This is a genomic window from Polaribacter huanghezhanensis, from assembly GCF_030444335.1.
GTDB classification, from domain to species: Bacteria; Bacteroidota; Bacteroidia; order Flavobacteriales; family Flavobacteriaceae; genus Polaribacter; species Polaribacter huanghezhanensis.
Genome location: NZ_CP128595.1, coordinates 419613 through 435607, shown reverse-complemented (window position 1 = coordinate 435607; position 15995 = coordinate 419613). Strand labels below are relative to the sequence as shown.

Annotated in this window: 14 protein-coding genes, 1 tRNA gene and 1 pseudogene; 11 read left to right on the top strand and 5 right to left on the bottom strand. The window is 27.2% G+C overall.

Annotated features, from left to right (window positions below):
• Positions 1–44 precede the first annotated feature (44 nt).
• Positions 45–1025: an HD domain-containing protein gene (locus KCTC32516_RS02080; protein WP_301401685.1), complete on the top strand. Its 981-nt coding sequence runs from the start codon at positions 45–47 to the stop codon at positions 1023–1025.
• A 4-nt stretch (positions 1026–1029) separates the two neighbouring features.
• Here the strand turns inward: KCTC32516_RS02080 and der are convergent, their stop codons facing one another.
• Positions 1030–2343, bottom strand: coding sequence for a ribosome biogenesis GTPase Der (gene der, locus KCTC32516_RS02075; protein ID WP_301401684.1), 1314 nt, complete (start codon positions 2341–2343; stop codon positions 1030–1032).
• A gap of 78 nt (positions 2344–2421) precedes the next feature.
• Here der and KCTC32516_RS02070 point away from each other — a divergent pair, with 78 nt between their 5' ends.
• The gene (locus KCTC32516_RS02070) at positions 2422–3153 is read left to right on the top strand and encodes an SIMPL domain-containing protein (RefSeq protein WP_301402714.1); all 732 of its coding nucleotides are present in this window, start codon (positions 2422–2424) and stop codon (positions 3151–3153) included.
• Positions 3154–3162: 9 nt separating this feature from the next.
• Here KCTC32516_RS02070 and era read toward each other — a convergent pair whose 3' ends face one another.
• Positions 3163–4044, bottom strand: coding sequence for a GTPase Era (era, locus tag KCTC32516_RS02065; RefSeq protein WP_301401683.1), 882 nt, complete (start codon positions 4042–4044; stop codon positions 3163–3165).
• A 139-nt stretch (positions 4045–4183) separates the two neighbouring features.
• Between era and KCTC32516_RS02060 the strand changes: the two genes are divergently transcribed.
• The 3 genes from KCTC32516_RS02060 (at position 4184) to KCTC32516_RS02050 (ending at position 5686) form a co-directional block, all read left to right on the top strand.
• Positions 4184–4256: transfer RNA gene (locus KCTC32516_RS02060), tRNA-Met, on the top strand.
• 178 nt (positions 4257–4434) lie between these two features.
• The gene (locus tag KCTC32516_RS02055; RefSeq protein WP_301401682.1) at positions 4435–5286 is read left to right on the top strand and encodes a hypothetical protein; all 852 of its coding nucleotides are present in this window, start codon (positions 4435–4437) and stop codon (positions 5284–5286) included.
• On the top strand, positions 5255–5686 hold the full coding sequence (locus KCTC32516_RS02050; protein WP_301401681.1) for an Arm DNA-binding domain-containing protein: 432 nt from the start codon (positions 5255–5257) through the stop codon (positions 5684–5686). The genes KCTC32516_RS02055 and KCTC32516_RS02050 overlap by 32 nt, the downstream gene beginning before the upstream one ends.
• Here KCTC32516_RS02050 and KCTC32516_RS02045 read toward each other — a convergent pair.
• Positions 5673–6363 (bottom strand): annotated as a pseudogene (locus KCTC32516_RS02045) (cysteine peptidase family C39 domain-containing protein); the annotation flags it as partial. The gene KCTC32516_RS02050 and the pseudogene KCTC32516_RS02045 sit on opposite strands and share 14 nt — an antisense overlap.
• A gap of 265 nt (positions 6364–6628) precedes the next feature.
• On the opposite strand from KCTC32516_RS02045, the gene KCTC32516_RS02040 reads away from it, so the two are divergent.
• From KCTC32516_RS02040 to lepB, 6 genes are all read left to right on the top strand, one after another.
• Positions 6629–8851, top strand: coding sequence for a lantibiotic dehydratase family protein (locus KCTC32516_RS02040; protein WP_301401680.1), 2223 nt, complete (start codon positions 6629–6631; stop codon positions 8849–8851).
• Positions 8832–9674, top strand: a complete 843-nt coding sequence (locus tag KCTC32516_RS02035; protein WP_301401679.1) for a thiopeptide-type bacteriocin biosynthesis protein — start codon at positions 8832–8834, stop codon at positions 9672–9674. The genes KCTC32516_RS02040 and KCTC32516_RS02035 overlap by 20 nt, the downstream gene beginning before the upstream one ends.
• Positions 9661–11361 (top strand): helix-turn-helix domain-containing protein, encoded by a 1701-nt coding sequence (locus KCTC32516_RS02030; protein ID WP_301401678.1) that lies wholly within the window; start codon positions 9661–9663, stop codon positions 11359–11361. The genes KCTC32516_RS02035 and KCTC32516_RS02030 overlap by 14 nt, the downstream gene beginning before the upstream one ends.
• A 118-nt stretch (positions 11362–11479) precedes the next feature.
• The gene (locus KCTC32516_RS02025) at positions 11480–11665 is read left to right on the top strand and encodes a hypothetical protein (RefSeq protein ID WP_301401677.1); all 186 of its coding nucleotides are present in this window, start codon (positions 11480–11482) and stop codon (positions 11663–11665) included.
• 79 nt (positions 11666–11744) lie between these two features.
• Positions 11745–13349, top strand: a complete 1605-nt coding sequence (locus tag KCTC32516_RS02020) for a S8 family serine peptidase (RefSeq protein WP_301401676.1) — start codon at positions 11745–11747, stop codon at positions 13347–13349.
• A 66-nt stretch (positions 13350–13415) separates the two neighbouring features.
• On the top strand, positions 13416–14462 hold the full coding sequence (gene lepB, locus KCTC32516_RS02015; protein WP_301401675.1) for a signal peptidase I: 1047 nt from the start codon (positions 13416–13418) through the stop codon (positions 14460–14462).
• Here the strand turns inward: lepB and KCTC32516_RS02010 are convergent.
• Both KCTC32516_RS02010 and KCTC32516_RS02005 read right to left on the bottom strand, forming a co-directional pair.
• Complete coding sequence (locus KCTC32516_RS02010) at positions 14459–14809, bottom strand: DUF1573 domain-containing protein (RefSeq protein WP_301401674.1); 351 nt, start codon at positions 14807–14809, stop codon at positions 14459–14461. The two genes, lepB and KCTC32516_RS02010, sit on opposite strands and share 4 nt — an antisense overlap.
• A gap of 67 nt (positions 14810–14876) precedes the next feature.
• The gene (locus tag KCTC32516_RS02005; protein ID WP_301401673.1) at positions 14877–15956 is read right to left on the bottom strand and encodes a BF3164 family lipoprotein; all 1080 of its coding nucleotides are present in this window, start codon (positions 15954–15956) and stop codon (positions 14877–14879) included.
• Between the last annotated feature and the right edge of the window lie 39 nt (positions 15957–15995).

Here is a 15995-nt window from a genome sequence, read left to right as displayed (position 1 = left end):
AGATTTCATTTCAAATTTTTTATATTAGTGGAAATAATTCTTTTATGAAGAAATTTTTGCTGAGCGCTGAAAATTATGTGCTGTCTTTATTAACTAAAAAGTTGTATAAAGAGTATTTGTTTCATAATGTGAGCAATACTCAGCGTGTTGTAAATTCTATTAAAGAGTTAATTGACGGTGAAAAAATTTCTGAAGTTGATGCAAATATTTTGTTGTTTGCATCTTGGTTTCATGATATTGGTTATATCAACAGAAAAGAAAATCATATTGAGGCTAGTGTAAATATTGCTACTACATTTTTAGAGGAGTATAATATTGACAATAGTATTATTGATGCAGTTGTTCGGTTAATTAGAGTTACAAAACCAGATGTCGAAGCAAATGATTTTCTTGGTAAAATACTGAAAGATGCAGTTTCATCTTATTATGCAGAAAATAGTTTTATTGATAAAAGTAAGTTGCTAAAGGAAGAAATAAATTTACTTTTTAACAAAAAGCTTACTGAATTAGAATGGAATCAGAAAAATATCAAAGCATTTGTAAAAGAACACCGATTTTACACAAAATATGCTCAAGAAACTTGGCAGCAAGGAAAAGATAAAAACTTGGCAAAGCTGGTTAAAATTAAAAAAAAACTACTAAAAGATAAATCATCTGAAAATAAGTTAGAAGTTGCTTTAAAAATTCATCAATCTTTAACATTAAAAGCAACTATTTTACTAGCAGTAAATGGGCTGATAATTTTTTCATCGTTAGTTGTCTATTATTTTGTCAATGGAAATGTAAGAAGTTATAAAGCATTATTTCCTGTAATTATTCTTTTGTTTTTTAATGGAGTCACTGCTCTATCATCACTATTTGTAGCTTTACCTTTTGATTTAAAAAAAGAGATAAAACAAGATTTTTTAAATCAAAAGATAAGTTTTAAAAGTAAAATACTACGATATTCTTATATAGTTTTTACGGTAGGAATATTTATTTCTTTAATTATTTTTATAATTAGAGAAACACGTTTTTTGAATTAGAATTTTATTTCTGTCTAAAGTAAATAATAATTGGAACGCCAGAGAAATCGTAAATCTCTCTCATTTTATTTTCTAAAAACCTTTTATACGGGTCCTTTACATACTGAGGTAAATTTGCAAAAAAGGCAAATTGCGGCGTTGGAGTTGGCAATTGCATACAGTATTTTATTTTTACAAACTTTCCTTTTATTGCTGGTGGCCCGTAACTTTTAATAACTTCTAGCATTGTTTCATTTAGTTTGCTAGTAGGAATTCTGTTTTTTCTATTCTGAAATACTTGCACCGCAGTTTCTATCGCTTTAAAAATACGTTGTTTTGTAAGTACAGAAACAAAGATGATTGGCACATCTGTAAACGGCGCAATTTCTTTTCTAATGGCAGCTTCATAATCTCTTACCGTGTTTGTTTCTTTATCAACTAAATCCCATTTATTGACTAAGATGACAACTCCTTTTTTGTTTTTTTCTGCCAACCAAAAGATGTTTTGATCTTGACCTTCAAAACCTCGAGTTGCATCAATCATTAAAATAATAACGTCAGAATATTCAATAGTTCTAACGGCTCTCATTACAGAATAAAATTCTAAATCTTCTTTTACTTTTGATTTTTTTCTAATTCCGGCTGTATCAACCAAATTAAAATCAAATCCAAAACGATTGTATTTTGTGTCGATAGAATCTCTTGTCGTTCCTGCAATATCGGTTACAATATTTCTTTCTTCTCCAATTAAAGCATTTATAAATGATGATTTCCCTGCATTTGGTCGTCCAACAACAGCAAATCTTGGTAATTCTTCTTTTTCTAAGTCTACTTCTTCTGGTTCTGGCATTTCCTCGACCAAAGCGTCTAATAATTCTCCAGTTCCACTTCCGTTAATGGATGAAATGGTATGATAATCTCCCAACCCTAAATTGTAAAATTCAACGGCATCTGCATCACGCATTGCGTTATCAACTTTATTAACTGCAGTAAAAATAGGTTTTTTTACTTTTCTCAATAATTTTGCAACTTCAGAATCCATCGGCGTAATTCCTTGCTCAACATCAACCACAAAAACAATAATATCTGCTTCGTCTAAAGCTAATTGAACTTGCTTACGGATTTCATCTTCAAAAATATCATCAGAACCCACCACATATCCACCAGTATCAATTACAGAAAATTCTTTTCCGTTCCAATCAGATTTTCCGTAGTGTCTATCTCTAGTTACACCACTCACAGAATCTACAATTGCTTCTCTACGTTGAACCAATCGATTAAATAAAGTCGATTTCCCTACATTTGGTCTTCCTACAATGGCAACAATACTATTATTCATCAAAAAAAATATTTTTGCAAAGATACTAATTAGGGAATGATTTTTGTTTAAATTTAGAGAGTTATAAATTTTACAATGATGAAAAACAACTTTACAGCCATTATTTTTTCAATTGCGATTGTAATTGCGGCATTTTTATTAGGAAATTCTATTATAAATAGAAATAATACAGACGGAATTATTTCTGTTACTGGATTAGGAAAAGCTGATTTTACATCAGATTTAATCGTTTGGGAAGGTTCTTTTTCTAACGAAAGTACAAATTTGAAATTAGCGTATAACAATTTAGAGAAAGCAAAGAAAATAATTTCTGATTATTTGTTTTCTAAAGGAATTAAGCCAAATGAATTGGTTTTTAAAGCGGTAACAAGCAGAAAAAACACCAAAGCAAAATATAACAACGAAGGAAAATATATTGGCGAACAGTTTTTGGGGTATATTTTAACACAATCGCTACAAGTTGATTCTAATGATGTAGAAAAAGTAGAAAAAATTTCTAGAGAAATTACGGAATTGTTAAATAAAGGAATCGAATTTTACTCGCAACCACCAAGGTATTATTATACCAAATTAGCAGATTTAAAATTAGAAATGATTTCTAAAGCAACATCTGACGCAAAATTAAGAGCCGATAATATTGCAACCAATTCTGGTGGAAAATTAGGGAACTTAATCTCTGCAAAAATGGGAATCTTTCAAATTACAGGTCAAAATTCTAAAGAAGATTATTCTTGGGGTGGAACTTTTAACACTGCATCAAAATTAAAAACAGCTTCTATTACTATGAAGCTAACGTATAAGGCAGATTAAAAAGAAGAATTAGTCTTTATACCCAAAGCGTTTCAACTGACTTTTGTCGTTTCGCCAGTTTTTATTGACTTTTACATACAGTTCCATAAAAACTTTTTTCTCAAAAAAGAGCTCTAAATCTTTTCGGGCCTCAGTACCAACGCGCTTTATTGCAGCTCCTTTGTGCCCAATAATAATTCCTTTTTGAGTATCACGCTCAACCATAATTACAGATCTAATTCTGATAATTTTTTCTTCTTCAACAAATTCTTCGGTTTCTACTTCTACAGAATACGGAATTTCCTTTTTGTAATGCATTAGAATTTTTTCTCTAATTTCTTCATTGACAAAAAAGCGTTCAGGCTTGTCTGTTAATTGATCTTTTGGATAAAAAGCTGGACTTTCTGGTAAGCATTCAATAATTTTATTTAGAACAACATCAATATTAAATTTTTCTAAAGCAGAAATGATAAAAACAGAAGCATTCGGAACTTTTTCTGTCCAATACGAAAGTTTTTCTTCAACTTCATCTTGATTAGAAGTGTCTATTTTATTCAACAATAAAATAACAGGAATTTTACTATGGATAATTTTGTTAAAAAAAGCTTCGTTTTTTAGCTCTTTTTCGCCCATTTCTACCATATAAATTAACACATCGGCATCATCAAAAGCAGATTTTACAAAATCCATCATAGATTCTTGTAATTGATATGCAGGCTGAATAATTCCTGGCGTATCAGAAAAAATAATTTGGTAATCATCACTGTTTACAATTCCTAAAATACGATGTCTTGTTGTTTGTGCTTTAGAAGTGATTATCGATAATTTTTCTCCAACCAAGGCATTCATTAATGTTGATTTACCAACATTAGGATTTCCAATTATATTTACAAAACCTGCTTTATGTATCATGCGGCAAAGATAGTTTGTTTTTTAATTTTTAGCCTTTAAAAGATAGGATATTGTCGTTGAGTATATTAAGATTTTTTTAAAATAAAAGATGATTTTTTTTGAAAGAAATAGAAAATGGTTGTATCTTTGCAGTCCAAATCGCGGGATAGAGCAGTAGGTAGCTCGTCGGGCTCATAACCCGAAGGTCATTGGTTCGAGTCCAATTCCCGCTACAAAACAAGAGTAATCAGAAATGATTGCTCTTTTTTTATGCAGTAAATCCAGCGATACTTCAATTCTTCAAATTACTAATAGTCAACTTGCCAACTTTTTTGGTAAAAAAGGGCTACAATTAGGGTTGCATTTTTTATATTTAGGTTGCAGATAATAAACTATTTTAGAAATAAATATATGTCAGTAAAAATTATTAATGGTAAAATTGAAAAAGAAGAATCAATTTGGTTGCACAGGTATTTTTCTTCAAAGTTTTTAGTAAACACTATTAGCGAGGAAGAAATGATTATTAGGTTCAGTAGAGTAGATACTTTTTCTGATGGTTTAGAAGGATGGAATTACAAAATTGAAAACTTAAAACAAGCTGTAAATTTAATGGCTCAGTATAATAATAGGGTTATAGATTCTGGAGGAGAAATAGTTGAAAATGATTGTGCAAGATCATCTATTATTAAAGGTTATTCAGATTCAGAATTTGATAAAAATTTAGTGGAGGAAAACATAAAAGAAAGGAGAAGACATTTTGTATCCTGCTGGTTTGCTTCTACAAATGAAACAGAAGAAAGTAGGTTTATGTGGAATAATTATTCTCACATAGATGGAGAATTAGGAATGAAGGTGTCAGTTAAATGGGTTGAACTAAAAGAAGCATTAATACATTCTAATATTGATTTTAAAGCAGGATTTGTCGACTATTCTGAAAAGTTATCCGATGAGTATATGTTTTTAAAAGATTCATCTTACAAACATGAAAGAGAATTTAGACTCGTAATAGAAAAAGAAATGGAAAGGAAAGTTAAGTTTATTAGCTTAGGCATAAATAATCGTTTTCTGAAAAGAATAATATTTTCAATAGAGAATTCTTATAATATTAACAAAGAAAAAACATTGCTAGAAAATTTAGGTTTTGAAAACACCCAAGACTCCTTAAAAAAGTATAATGTTTCTGAACTTATCCCTGAATTTAAAAGACAAAAAAAAGACAATGAACAAAATAATGAAATTACTATTCGTAATAGCAATAAGTAGGAAGAACAAAAAAAATCTTTCTCCGATTTATTGTAGATTAACATTTAATGAAAAGAGAAAGCAATTTTCTACTGGGTTATTTATTAACCCAGATTACTGGAGTAGTAAGAAACAAAAAGCTTTTATTCCAGATGATAAAAATTTTATAAACAACCAACTAAGCCTGATTAAACAAGAAATTAATCAGGCTTTTTTATGTCTACAAGTCAACAGTGAAAGCTTTGATGTAGGGGGTGTGTATTTGCAGTTTAAAGGTGAAAGTACTAAAGATAACAAAAGCCTCTTAGAGGTCTTTATACTGCATAATAATAAGATGGAAAAGCTTATTGATAAGGAATATACAAAGTCTACATTCCATAAGTTTAAAGAAGCTAAAATGCATGTTGGAAACTTCCTATAATCTCTAAAGAAGCTTTTCCTACAAATAAAAATAATTGCGCAAAAAGTACTAAATACACAAAGTTTAAATCCTGATTTTTTATACCAACATCAACAATGCTTTGAGTTAAAAATGGAAGAATTAATTGTAATAAACTACCAGCAAGTAAACCGATTATTAGTTGAACAATAAACCTTTTGTACTTAAATAGGTATTTAAAAATAAAGCGAAAACCAAATTTTTCATCATTATCAAAATCTGATTGATAAAATAATGGTGTTGGTTCAACCAACAATACAATTCCTTCTTCTGTTTTATCTGTTGCGTTATTTCCAATCCAACGAATTATAAACTCATCTTTTGTATAAGTAATTAATCCATGTGCTGGGTCAGAAACATAAACTGTTTTTTTTTATTTTATAAACAACTACAAAGTGGTTTTTATTCCAATGAACAATACATGGTAATGGAACTTCTAGTAATTTTTCATAAGTCAGTTTTACACCTAATGATTTAAGTCCTAAAGATTCTACAGCATCACTTAACCCCATTAAACTACTTCCTTCTCTTGTGGTTTCACTTAAAGAACGTAATTGCTGTGTATTTATAATTTTACCATAATATTTGGCAATCATTTTAATACACGTGGAGCCGCAATCTTTAGATTCTGGTTGTTTATAGTTAGGAAATTTTTTCAAAATTTGTTTAATAAAAAAGGGTTAAATAAAAGTTCCTCTCTATATACATTGCTGTAACTATAGAGAGGAATAGTTTTATTCTATTTTCACAGCAAATTTTTTTAATAGAATTTTCCTTTTTCATAGAATTTATACAAATCAACTGTTATTATTAGTTTTAGACAAACAATGGTAGTCGATATTTATAAATGTCGATTAAATAATAGTTAAAATATCCCATTCTACTAAAAAAAGTATATTTGAGGTAAAAAATATGCTTAATTAAATGTTAATCCCCTATAATATATTTAATAGTTATTGTTTGAGAACTCCGTTGTTTTCAATTTCTTTTATTCAAAATATTTATAAAAAAAATAGTATTGAAGATGAAGACTATTTTGAATTATTAAAAAACAAACTATTTGTTGAAGCCATTTTTCTTGCTTCACCTGATTTATATTTTCAAATAAAAAAATGGAAAACAGGAGCATTAAAAGATTTTAAAAAAACAGAAAAACTCAAAATATCTATTTTAAAATATGCAACTAGAATTTCAACTCGTTGTACACCTTTTGGTCTATTTGCAACCTGTAGTGTTGGTGAATTTTCAAAAGAAATAAAAATTGAATTAAATCCTATTCAAGATTATCAAAGAATAACTCGATTTGACATGAGTTTTTTATCACTTTTAGTGAATGAATTACTAAAAGATAACCAAGTTAAAGAACGATTAAAATTTTACCCCAATACAAGTTTATATAAAGTAGGAGATCATTATAGATATATTGAGTATACCCTAAAAGATAATAAAAGGAGTTATACAGTTGAAGGTATTGTTCTAACTACATATTTAGAAGAAGTTCTAAAAAAGGTAGCAGACGGAAAAACAATTCTTGAGCTTACAATGTTTCTTTCTAAAAAGGAAATTACAATTAAAGAAGCGAATTCTTTTATAAATGAATTAATAATAAATCAAATTTTAGTTTCTGAGTTAGGATTGAAAATAACAGGAGAAGATTTTTTTAGTGATTTGGTGCACAAATTGCCTAAAAACAGTAAGATAAAAAATGAATTATTAGACTTACAATTACATTTAAATAGATTGGATGACAAATTTGGGAATTCAATTGATCATTATAAAGAAATAATTGAAAAAGCAAAAAACAAAATCCCAGAATTAAAGAGTAAACATCTTTTGCAAACAGATAGTTTTAGTTCTTTTAAAGAGAACACTTTAGGTTTTAAGATTAAAAAACAGTTAAAAAAAGCGTTTACAATTTTTAATAAAATTACGAACTCTCCCACAAATTCAAATTTAGATGAATTTAAAAGAAATTTTAGAAGTAGGTATGAGGAAAACGAGATGTCTTTAAATTTTGTTTTAGATGCTGAAATCGGTATTGGATTTGGAAAAAAACAAACTATAGGTGGTTATTTGATTGATGATTTAAATACAGAAGAAGCAAGAAAAAATAGTAAAGACATTACATGGTCTAGTATTGATATTTTACTTTTTGATAAATATACTGAAGCGATAAAAAATGATGATTACTCTGTTTTATTAATAGATGATGATTTTAAAGGTTTTCCTGAAAATTGGAACGATTTACCTGATACTTTTTCTGGAATAGCAGAAATTTATTCAAATCAAGAATGCAATAAAATTTTTATTAATGGAGTTTCAGGAAGTACTGCTACAAATTTATTAGGTAGGTTTGGTCATGGTAATAAGGAATTGCGTAATCATTTAAATGAAATTGTTCAAGTAGAAGAAGAACTAAATCCGAATAAAATTCTTGCAGAAATTATACATTTACCAGAGGCTAGAACGGGCAATGTTTTGCAAAGACCTACAATAAGAAAACATGAAATTCCATATTTAGGAAACTCAAGTGTTCATAAAGATTGTCAAATTTCAATAGAGGATATTCTTATCTCTATGAGAGGGAATCAAATTATTTTGAAATCTAAAAGTTTCAAAAAAGAGATACTTCCTAGGTTAGGGAATGCTCATAATTATAAAGGGAATTCATTGCCTTTATATCATTTTTTGTGTGAATTACAAACGGATAATAAAAGAGGAAGTATAGGGTTTCGTTGGAATTCTATTTTTTTAAATAACACCTTTTTACCTAGAGTTGAATATGAAGATTTAATATTTTCTAAAGCTCGATGGAATATTAAGGTTTCTGATATTGGAATAATTTTTGAGCCTACAATAACAATGTCAGAAGTTGTGCGATGGAGAGGTGAAAATAAAATTCCTCAATTTGTTGAGTTAGTTGAAGGGGATAATAAGCTTTTGATAAATTTAAATAACCAGTCTTCTTTACGTATGCTAAAGGAGAGCGTTAAAAAGAAAAAGAGGTTTGTACTTGAGGAATTTTTGTTTGGTGAAAAAGAAATAGTTAACTGTAACAATCAAGAGTCATTTTGTAATCAATTTGTGATTTCATTCTATAATGAAGCAAAATTAAAAGCGAATAAAAGTGGTTGGAAAGAAAATTGAAAGAACATTTATACCAGGAAGTGAATGGTTGTACTATAAGTTATATTGCGGAGAAAAAACGGCGGATGATATTTTATTAAACATAATTAATCCTTTAGTTATTAAGTTATTAGAAGGTGATATTATAGATAAATGGTTTTTTATTCGATATTCAGACCCAGAATCACATTTGCGTATTCGATTTCATTTAACTGAACAAAAATACTTAGGGGATTTAATATTAAAAGTAAAAGAGGAATTATTACCGTTACTTAATAGTAATCAAATTTGGGATTTTCAAATTGCTACTTATAAAAGAGAATTGAGTAGATATGGTTCAAGTACTATTCAAATCGCAGAATCATATTTTTTCTATGATAGTCAAGATGTGTTAAAAATAATTGAACAATCAAAAGGGAACAACAAACAATTGTTTATAAAAGTATTTAATTTGTTAACAGATTTAATAAATTCAATTGAATTTGAAGATGTTAAAAGGTTAAATTTTTTAAATGAGAGGCAATTAGCATTTAAAAATGAGTTTAGAATAGATGGAGCTAACAAAAAAATATTAGGTCAAAAATATAGAAAATTTTTAGATGATATTGAAAACTATAAAGTTGAAGAAAAAAAAATTTTAAACAGTAAAGAAAAATTTAACTGCTTTTATAAATATATGTCATTACAGAAGCAAAACCACAAAGAGGTTAATATTGAAGATGTGCTTGGAAGTTTTATTCATATGACAATTAATCGAAGTTTTAAATCTCAACAAAGATTACAAGAAATGATTATTTACGACTTTTTATATAAGAACAATAGATCTCGTTATGCTAAAAACTAAAACACTCTTATTTACATTAACGGTATTCTCTGTTTTTTCATTAAGTGTTTCTGGGCAGCAACAAAAAGATACTATGCTTGTTAAAACGTATAATGAATTTCATCAATTATTTAGAAAGAGTAAAGAGCAGAGTAAAAAATATTTTTATGCAAATAAGTTGATAGAAAAGGCAAGAAAAGAAAATAATTTAAAGGAGTTAATTGTAGGTTATCAGCTTATTTCAACCTTGTTTAAGTCAAGTAAGGAAACAAAAATTAAATACTTGGATAGTATAATTCGTATTAGTAAAGATAAAAAGGAATATGATTTTTTTACTGCATCCGTTTATTTAGAGAAGGGAGGTTTGCTCTATTCATTAAGAGATTTTAAAAGATCATTAGATAATTATTTATTGGTATTGAAGCATACAGAAAATAAGTTTCTAAAGTACAAAGCAAATTACAGCATTGGTGTCTTAAAAGATAGAACGGGAGATCATTATGGAGCATTGAAAATAAATAAAGAAAATTTCTATTTTTCAAAAAAATATCATAGAGGTCGTTCAAATAAGTATTATTTGAATTCAATTTATGCTTTAGCAAATACATTTAATTATTTGGAACAGTTAGATTCTGCTAGTTTTTATAATAAATTAGGAACTAAAGAGTCCTTATTATTTAATGAAAAAAGAAAATATATTTTTTTTGTGTTAAATCAAGGGACTACCCATTATTTAGCTAGAGAATATCAACATGCAATTGATAGTTTGAAATTAGCATCAAAATTATTTAAGTCAGTTAATGATAAAGTTAATTATGCAGAAGCAAATTACTATTTAGGAAAATCGTATGCTAAAATCAATTTAGAAAATCAGGCAATATCTAGTTTTAAAATCGTTGATACTATTTTTATAAAAAAAAGAGATCTTCTACCTGTAATGCGTGATAGTTATGAATATTTAATTAATTATTACAAAGAAAAAAAAGATTTAAAAAATCAACTGATTTATATAAACCAATTAATGAAGTTAGATAGTATATTGCATTTGAATGAGTTGTATTTGAATAAAAATATAATCAAAGAATTTGAAATTCCTAGATTAATGAAAGAAAAAGAGGAAATAATTAAAAATCTTACAGTTAACGAAAAAAAGTATTGGAATTATTTTTATGCTTTATTAATAGTTTTATTATTAAGCTTAATTTCTCTCTTTTATCAAAATAAAAAAAGAATATTATATAAAAAGAGATTTAATAATTTGATAAATGAGAGTGTAAAGCCCGTAGGAAATAGGAACCCATTATTGAATGTTAACGTAAATCTTAAAAAGATAAATATCCCTGGTGAGATTGTTGAAAAGATTTTGTTTCAATTAAATGAGTTTGAGAAAGAGAGTAAATATATTTCTACAAAAATAACCTTGCAAAATTTAGCTAAGGAGTTTGACTCTAATACAAGTTATCTTTCAAAAGTTGTTAATGAATATAAAAAGATGTCATTTGCAAAATATATCAATAATTTAAGGATAGAGTTTGCAACAAATCAGTTAAAAACCAACGATATTTTTAGGAAATACACAATAAAAGCAATTGCTGAAGAAGTTGGTTTTAATAATTCGGAATCTTTTTCGAAAGCTTTTTATAAAATAAATGGAATTCAACCGTCGTATTTTATAAAAGAACTGGAGAAAAGAAAGAAAAATAGCTAAAATACACATAGAAAGTAGTCGATATTTATAAATATCGACTACTATGCTTAATTATTTATGCATTTAAATCAATGAGATAGTTATGTTTGTTTTCATTAATAACTTAAATTTTAGAATTATGAAAAAACTATCTTTAAACAAATTTAGAATTATGAATTTAAATAGCCTTTCAAAAATTAAAGGAGGTTATGAAACTGATGGTGGAGAAACAGTAACAGATGATGCTATGAAATGTGTAAGTGGTAGTGCAAGAGATGTTCCAGCTGAACAAACAGTAAATTACCCTACAACACAGTGTGTCTAAAGATTTTTTAGTATTTATTTTTAATAAATAATTTTTTATGCAAGATAAGTCTTTCATAACACTTATTTCAATATGTTTTTTGTTAAATATTAGTTGTGAAAAAAAGCAAGATTTTATTTCTATTTCCAAACAATCATTTAGTCAAAAAAAGAAAACGAATTTATCTGTTGAAGAGAAGCAGGCTTGGTATTTAAAAGATATTGTAATAGATACTATACCAGGAATAAGCCTCCGAAGAGCTAAAGACAGTTTGTTAATAGATAAGAAAGGTCAGAAAGTCATTATTGCTGTTTTAGATTCTAAAATCGACACCAATCATGAGCGTTTAAAAGACTATATCTGGAAAAATTCAAAAGAAACCCCTAATAATGGAATAGACGATGATAAGAATAGTTATATAGATGATGTAAATGGATGGAATTTTTTAGGAAATAAAAAAGGAGAAAACACCAATTACACTAGCTATGAGTATACTAGAATATTAAAAAAATACGCTCACTTATTTAAGGATAAAGAAGAGGTAGATATCGCACCTAAAGATTCACTATTGTTTAATTTATACACTAGAGCTAAAAACACATATGATAAAAGGATGAAATATGCAAAATCGCAATTGCGATATGCAAATATGCTTTTGAAAAATAGGAAAAACCTTGAAAAAGGCTTATTAAAGTACTTTCCAAACAATAATTATACTAAAAAAGATTTAGACAGCTTACAGAAAATTTATCCAAATGATAAAGAGTTGCATAGGTATACTTTAATTTACACAAATTTCATGCAATCTAAGTACAGTCAAAAAAGCATGGAGTTAGGAAAGTTAAAAGCTCAAGAAAGAATTGATAAGCTGTTAAGCTTATCATATAATGAAAGAAAATTAATTGGTGATGATTTAGAAGATATTAATGATACAAACTATGGAAATAATATTGTAAATGATTATTTAGATTTGTTTGTTCATGCAACAGAAGTATCAAGTGTAATTACGAGCTTTAAATTAGATAATATTAAAATTATGCCAATTACTGTTTTTACCAACGGAGAAGTTACCGACAAAGATTTGGCATTGGCAATAAGGTATGCAGTTGATAATGGAGCCAAGGTAATTAATATGAGTTTTGGCAAGAGTTTATCGTTACATGAAGATTGGGTACAGGAAGCTTTTAAATACGCAGAAAAGCATAATGTATTACTGATGTCTTCAGCAGGGAATGAGTACTTGAATTTAAATGAGATATCAAAAAATTATCCTACTGATATTGGTAAAAATGGGAAAGAAGTTTCAGATAATTTTTTATTGATTGGAGGAACTTCACAAAAGTTAACTAAAAACTTAGTCTATTATTACTCAAATTATGGCAATAAACATGTTGATATTTTTGCTCCTGGAGAAAATTTATACGTAGCATTTCCGAATAACAAGTACGAGTATGATTCTGGCACATCACTATCCTCTGCAACAGTAGCTGGTGTAGCCGCTTTATTATATTCGTATTATCCAAATTTAACAGTTTCTCAAATAAAAAATATTATTATAAACTCAGGAGTGAAATATGATGTTGATGTTGAGATTCGGGTTGGTCGGGAGAAGAAGTTAGTTCCTTTTTCGAGTTTGTCAAAATCAGGGAGCATCGTAAATGCATTTAATGCATTATTAATGGCAGAAAAAATTGCGAATCAATAAAGAGTGTAAATTATCTAAATTGATTTTTTTACTTATTTTACACAATAGAGAGGTACATTTGTCCTTATGAAAAGAAAAATAAAAAATAGTTTTTTTGTTATAAATAGCATATTTGTCGTGCTATTTTTTATTTGGTCAAAATTATTTTTTTTTTCTGTATTATTGTTTATCATTCTAGATAGTTTTTCTACGAACTCTATTGCTATAACTCTTAAGAATAAACTTAGAAAAAGGGTATTTATAATTATAAAATATTTTTATATAATTTCTCTTCCTATTCTAATAGCAATATTATTACGTACGTTTTTATTCGATATTTATTTTGTTCCATCAAGTTCGATGGAAAGAACGCTGTTTCCTAGTAATTATGTATTAGTTAATAAAATTAGCTATGGTGTTAAAGTGCCCAACCATTTTAGAAATACTCCTGTTATTGGATCTTTATTTAAGCAACCTCAAAAAGAATATAATTTGTATAAAGAATTACCTTCTTTTAAGAAATTTATAAGGGAAGATATTGTAGTTTTTAAGGCTGTAGGTGATTCTGATAAACTTTTAATAAAACGTATTATTGGAATGCCAGGAGATACTTTTAAAATAATAGACTCAAAAGTTTTTATTAATGGAAAGGTATTACAAGAGAAGAAAACATACACACACAAATATGTTTGGAAAAACAAAAATAGAGTTCGTGTTTTTAAGGAGTTTTCTAATCAAGAATTTTTAGAGCTATCTTCATTAGAAAAAAGCAAGTATCAAAGAAATATTTATGAAAAACCTAACTTCAATTACCCATTATTTCCAATAGAAAAACAAGAAGTTTGGACTAGAGATAATTATGGAGAAATTGTGATTCCTAAAAAAGGAATGTCAATTCAGTTATCCATAGAAAACATCTTTTTTTATAAAGTACTTATCTATAAGTTTGAAGGAGATACAATTAATTTAAAAAATAACGAAACAATTACATACCACTTTAAGAATAACTATTATTTTATGCTTGGAGATAACAGACACAATTCTTTAGACTCTAGAAGTTTTGGTTTTGTTCCAGAATCATACATTCAAGGTAAAATGATTAAAGTGTTTTCTAAAAAAAGAGCTTTCAACTAGTTTTTTTTCGGGATAACAGTTCCTTTAACATAAAGTGTACTTGGGCTATTTACACTGTTAGAAAATATTAAAACTTCTTTTGAGAAATAACCAGGTTTTGAAGTGTTATAACTGACAAGAATACTATCTTTATTACCTGGGAGCAATTCTTTTTTTGACCATATTGGAATTGTACACCCACAACTGCTTTTTACATCATTGATTATAAAGTTTTTTGCTCCAATATTTTCATATACAAAATAATAATTAGCTTTTGAATCTTGTTTTATCTCTCCAAAATTATTAAGATCTGAATTAAAACTTATGTTGGTTTTAAACGTAAAAATTTGAGAGGTATTATTATTCATTTTTGAAAAATAATAGCCAAAAATTATTGTAGCTAAAAAGATGATTACTAATATGGTAATTTTATTCCTACTCATTTAAAAAATTATTTATGTTGTATCTTAATATTTTTTCATTTAACTTGTCCAAGCCATAAATCCATTTATTTTTTAAGTCAATAGAAAATGAAGAAAGATGATCAGGTATTTTTAGCTTAAATTTTCCGTTTCCATTCCAATCGTATACTCTAATTTCTACAGGGCTAGATTTTTCATAGAAATCACTTTCAAGAGAATTTATATATAATGTAAAAATATATTTTTCACTTAAGAAAAATTCTTTGTTGTAGATAAATGTACCGCCTGTATTATCATCGTCTTTGATTAGGGTTTTCTCGTCAAGAAATTCTGGAGAATCTTTTCCAATAATAGTTTTAGTTAAATTTAAATCCAAATCAAAAATGTCTATCCTATCTAATGAGCTCATTGCACTTACGATGTAATTATTTTTTAATTTGATATTATTGAGGTATAGATAAAATAAATCTGTAGAATTTAGCTTGTTTCTGTTTTTTACTTCAGGAAAAAGACCTGAGCTATTTATAATTTCATTTGAATTAAAGTTAAATGATTTAACTCTTGTTCTTTTTGGGTCTGTATAGCCTGAATCACCTATTAAAACAGAGTCATTAATAAACAAAGCATGCTGTTGAAGATATGCTTTTGGATGTACATTTATTATTTTCTTTAAAATAGGAGTTGGATCCTTTTTCTTTAATACTTCTGTAATATTAACTAATGACATTTGACCTTTAATACCATCATTTACCCACAAACTAATATCTTTTTCGGACTTACTATATTGTCCAGAATAAACAGGATGTAACCAAGCATTTGGTTTGTCTCCTCTCACTCCTAAATCTCCTAAATATTTTAAAGAGTTTATATTGTAGATTTCATAAACTGTTTCTTTTGAAATTTTTTTAAACATTAATAGGGTATCAATAACATTGATCCCAATCAAATCTGAAAAATTACCTTTAAGAATGGTTTCGCCTTTTAAATCAACAACTTTTTCAAAAGATGTAACTTTAGTCTGTTGTTGATTATTAACTCTTTCTTTACAAGAAAAAAGAAGTAGTATAATAGAAATTTTTAAAATTTTTTTCATAAAGCTATATTATATAAAAACCCAATGGAGAAGTTAATA

Excerpts from the sequence above, each read along its gene's own strand:
- lepB (WP_301401675.1), top strand. The coding sequence starts at position 13,416 with ATGAAAAGAAAAATAAAAAATAGTTTTTTTGTTATAAATAGCATATTT.
- KCTC32516_RS02055 (WP_301401682.1), top strand. The coding sequence starts at position 4,435 with ATGTCAGTAAAAATTATTAATGGTAAAATTGAAAAAGAAGAATCAATT.
- KCTC32516_RS02010 (WP_301401674.1), bottom strand. The coding sequence starts at position 14,809 with ATGAATAATAATACCTCTCAAATTTTTACGTTTAAAACCAACATAAGT.
- KCTC32516_RS02070 (WP_301402714.1), top strand. The coding sequence starts at position 2,422 with ATGAAAAACAACTTTACAGCCATTATTTTTTCAATTGCGATTGTAATT.
- KCTC32516_RS02040 (WP_301401680.1), top strand. The coding sequence starts at position 6,629 with ATGTTAATCCCCTATAATATATTTAATAGTTATTGTTTGAGAACTCCG.
- KCTC32516_RS02030 (WP_301401678.1), top strand. The coding sequence starts at position 9,661 with ATGCTAAAAACTAAAACACTCTTATTTACATTAACGGTATTCTCTGTT.
- KCTC32516_RS02050 (WP_301401681.1), top strand. The coding sequence starts at position 5,255 with ATGAAATTACTATTCGTAATAGCAATAAGTAGGAAGAACAAAAAAAAT.
- KCTC32516_RS02080 (WP_301401685.1), top strand. The coding sequence starts at position 45 with ATGAAGAAATTTTTGCTGAGCGCTGAAAATTATGTGCTGTCTTTATTA.
- KCTC32516_RS02025 (WP_301401677.1), top strand. The coding sequence starts at position 11,480 with ATGAAAAAACTATCTTTAAACAAATTTAGAATTATGAATTTAAATAGC.
- KCTC32516_RS02005 (WP_301401673.1), bottom strand. The coding sequence starts at position 15,956 with ATGAAAAAAATTTTAAAAATTTCTATTATACTACTTCTTTTTTCTTGT.
- era (WP_301401683.1), bottom strand. The coding sequence starts at position 4,044 with ATGATACATAAAGCAGGTTTTGTAAATATAATTGGAAATCCTAATGTT.
- der (WP_301401684.1), bottom strand. The coding sequence starts at position 2,343 with ATGAATAATAGTATTGTTGCCATTGTAGGAAGACCAAATGTAGGGAAA.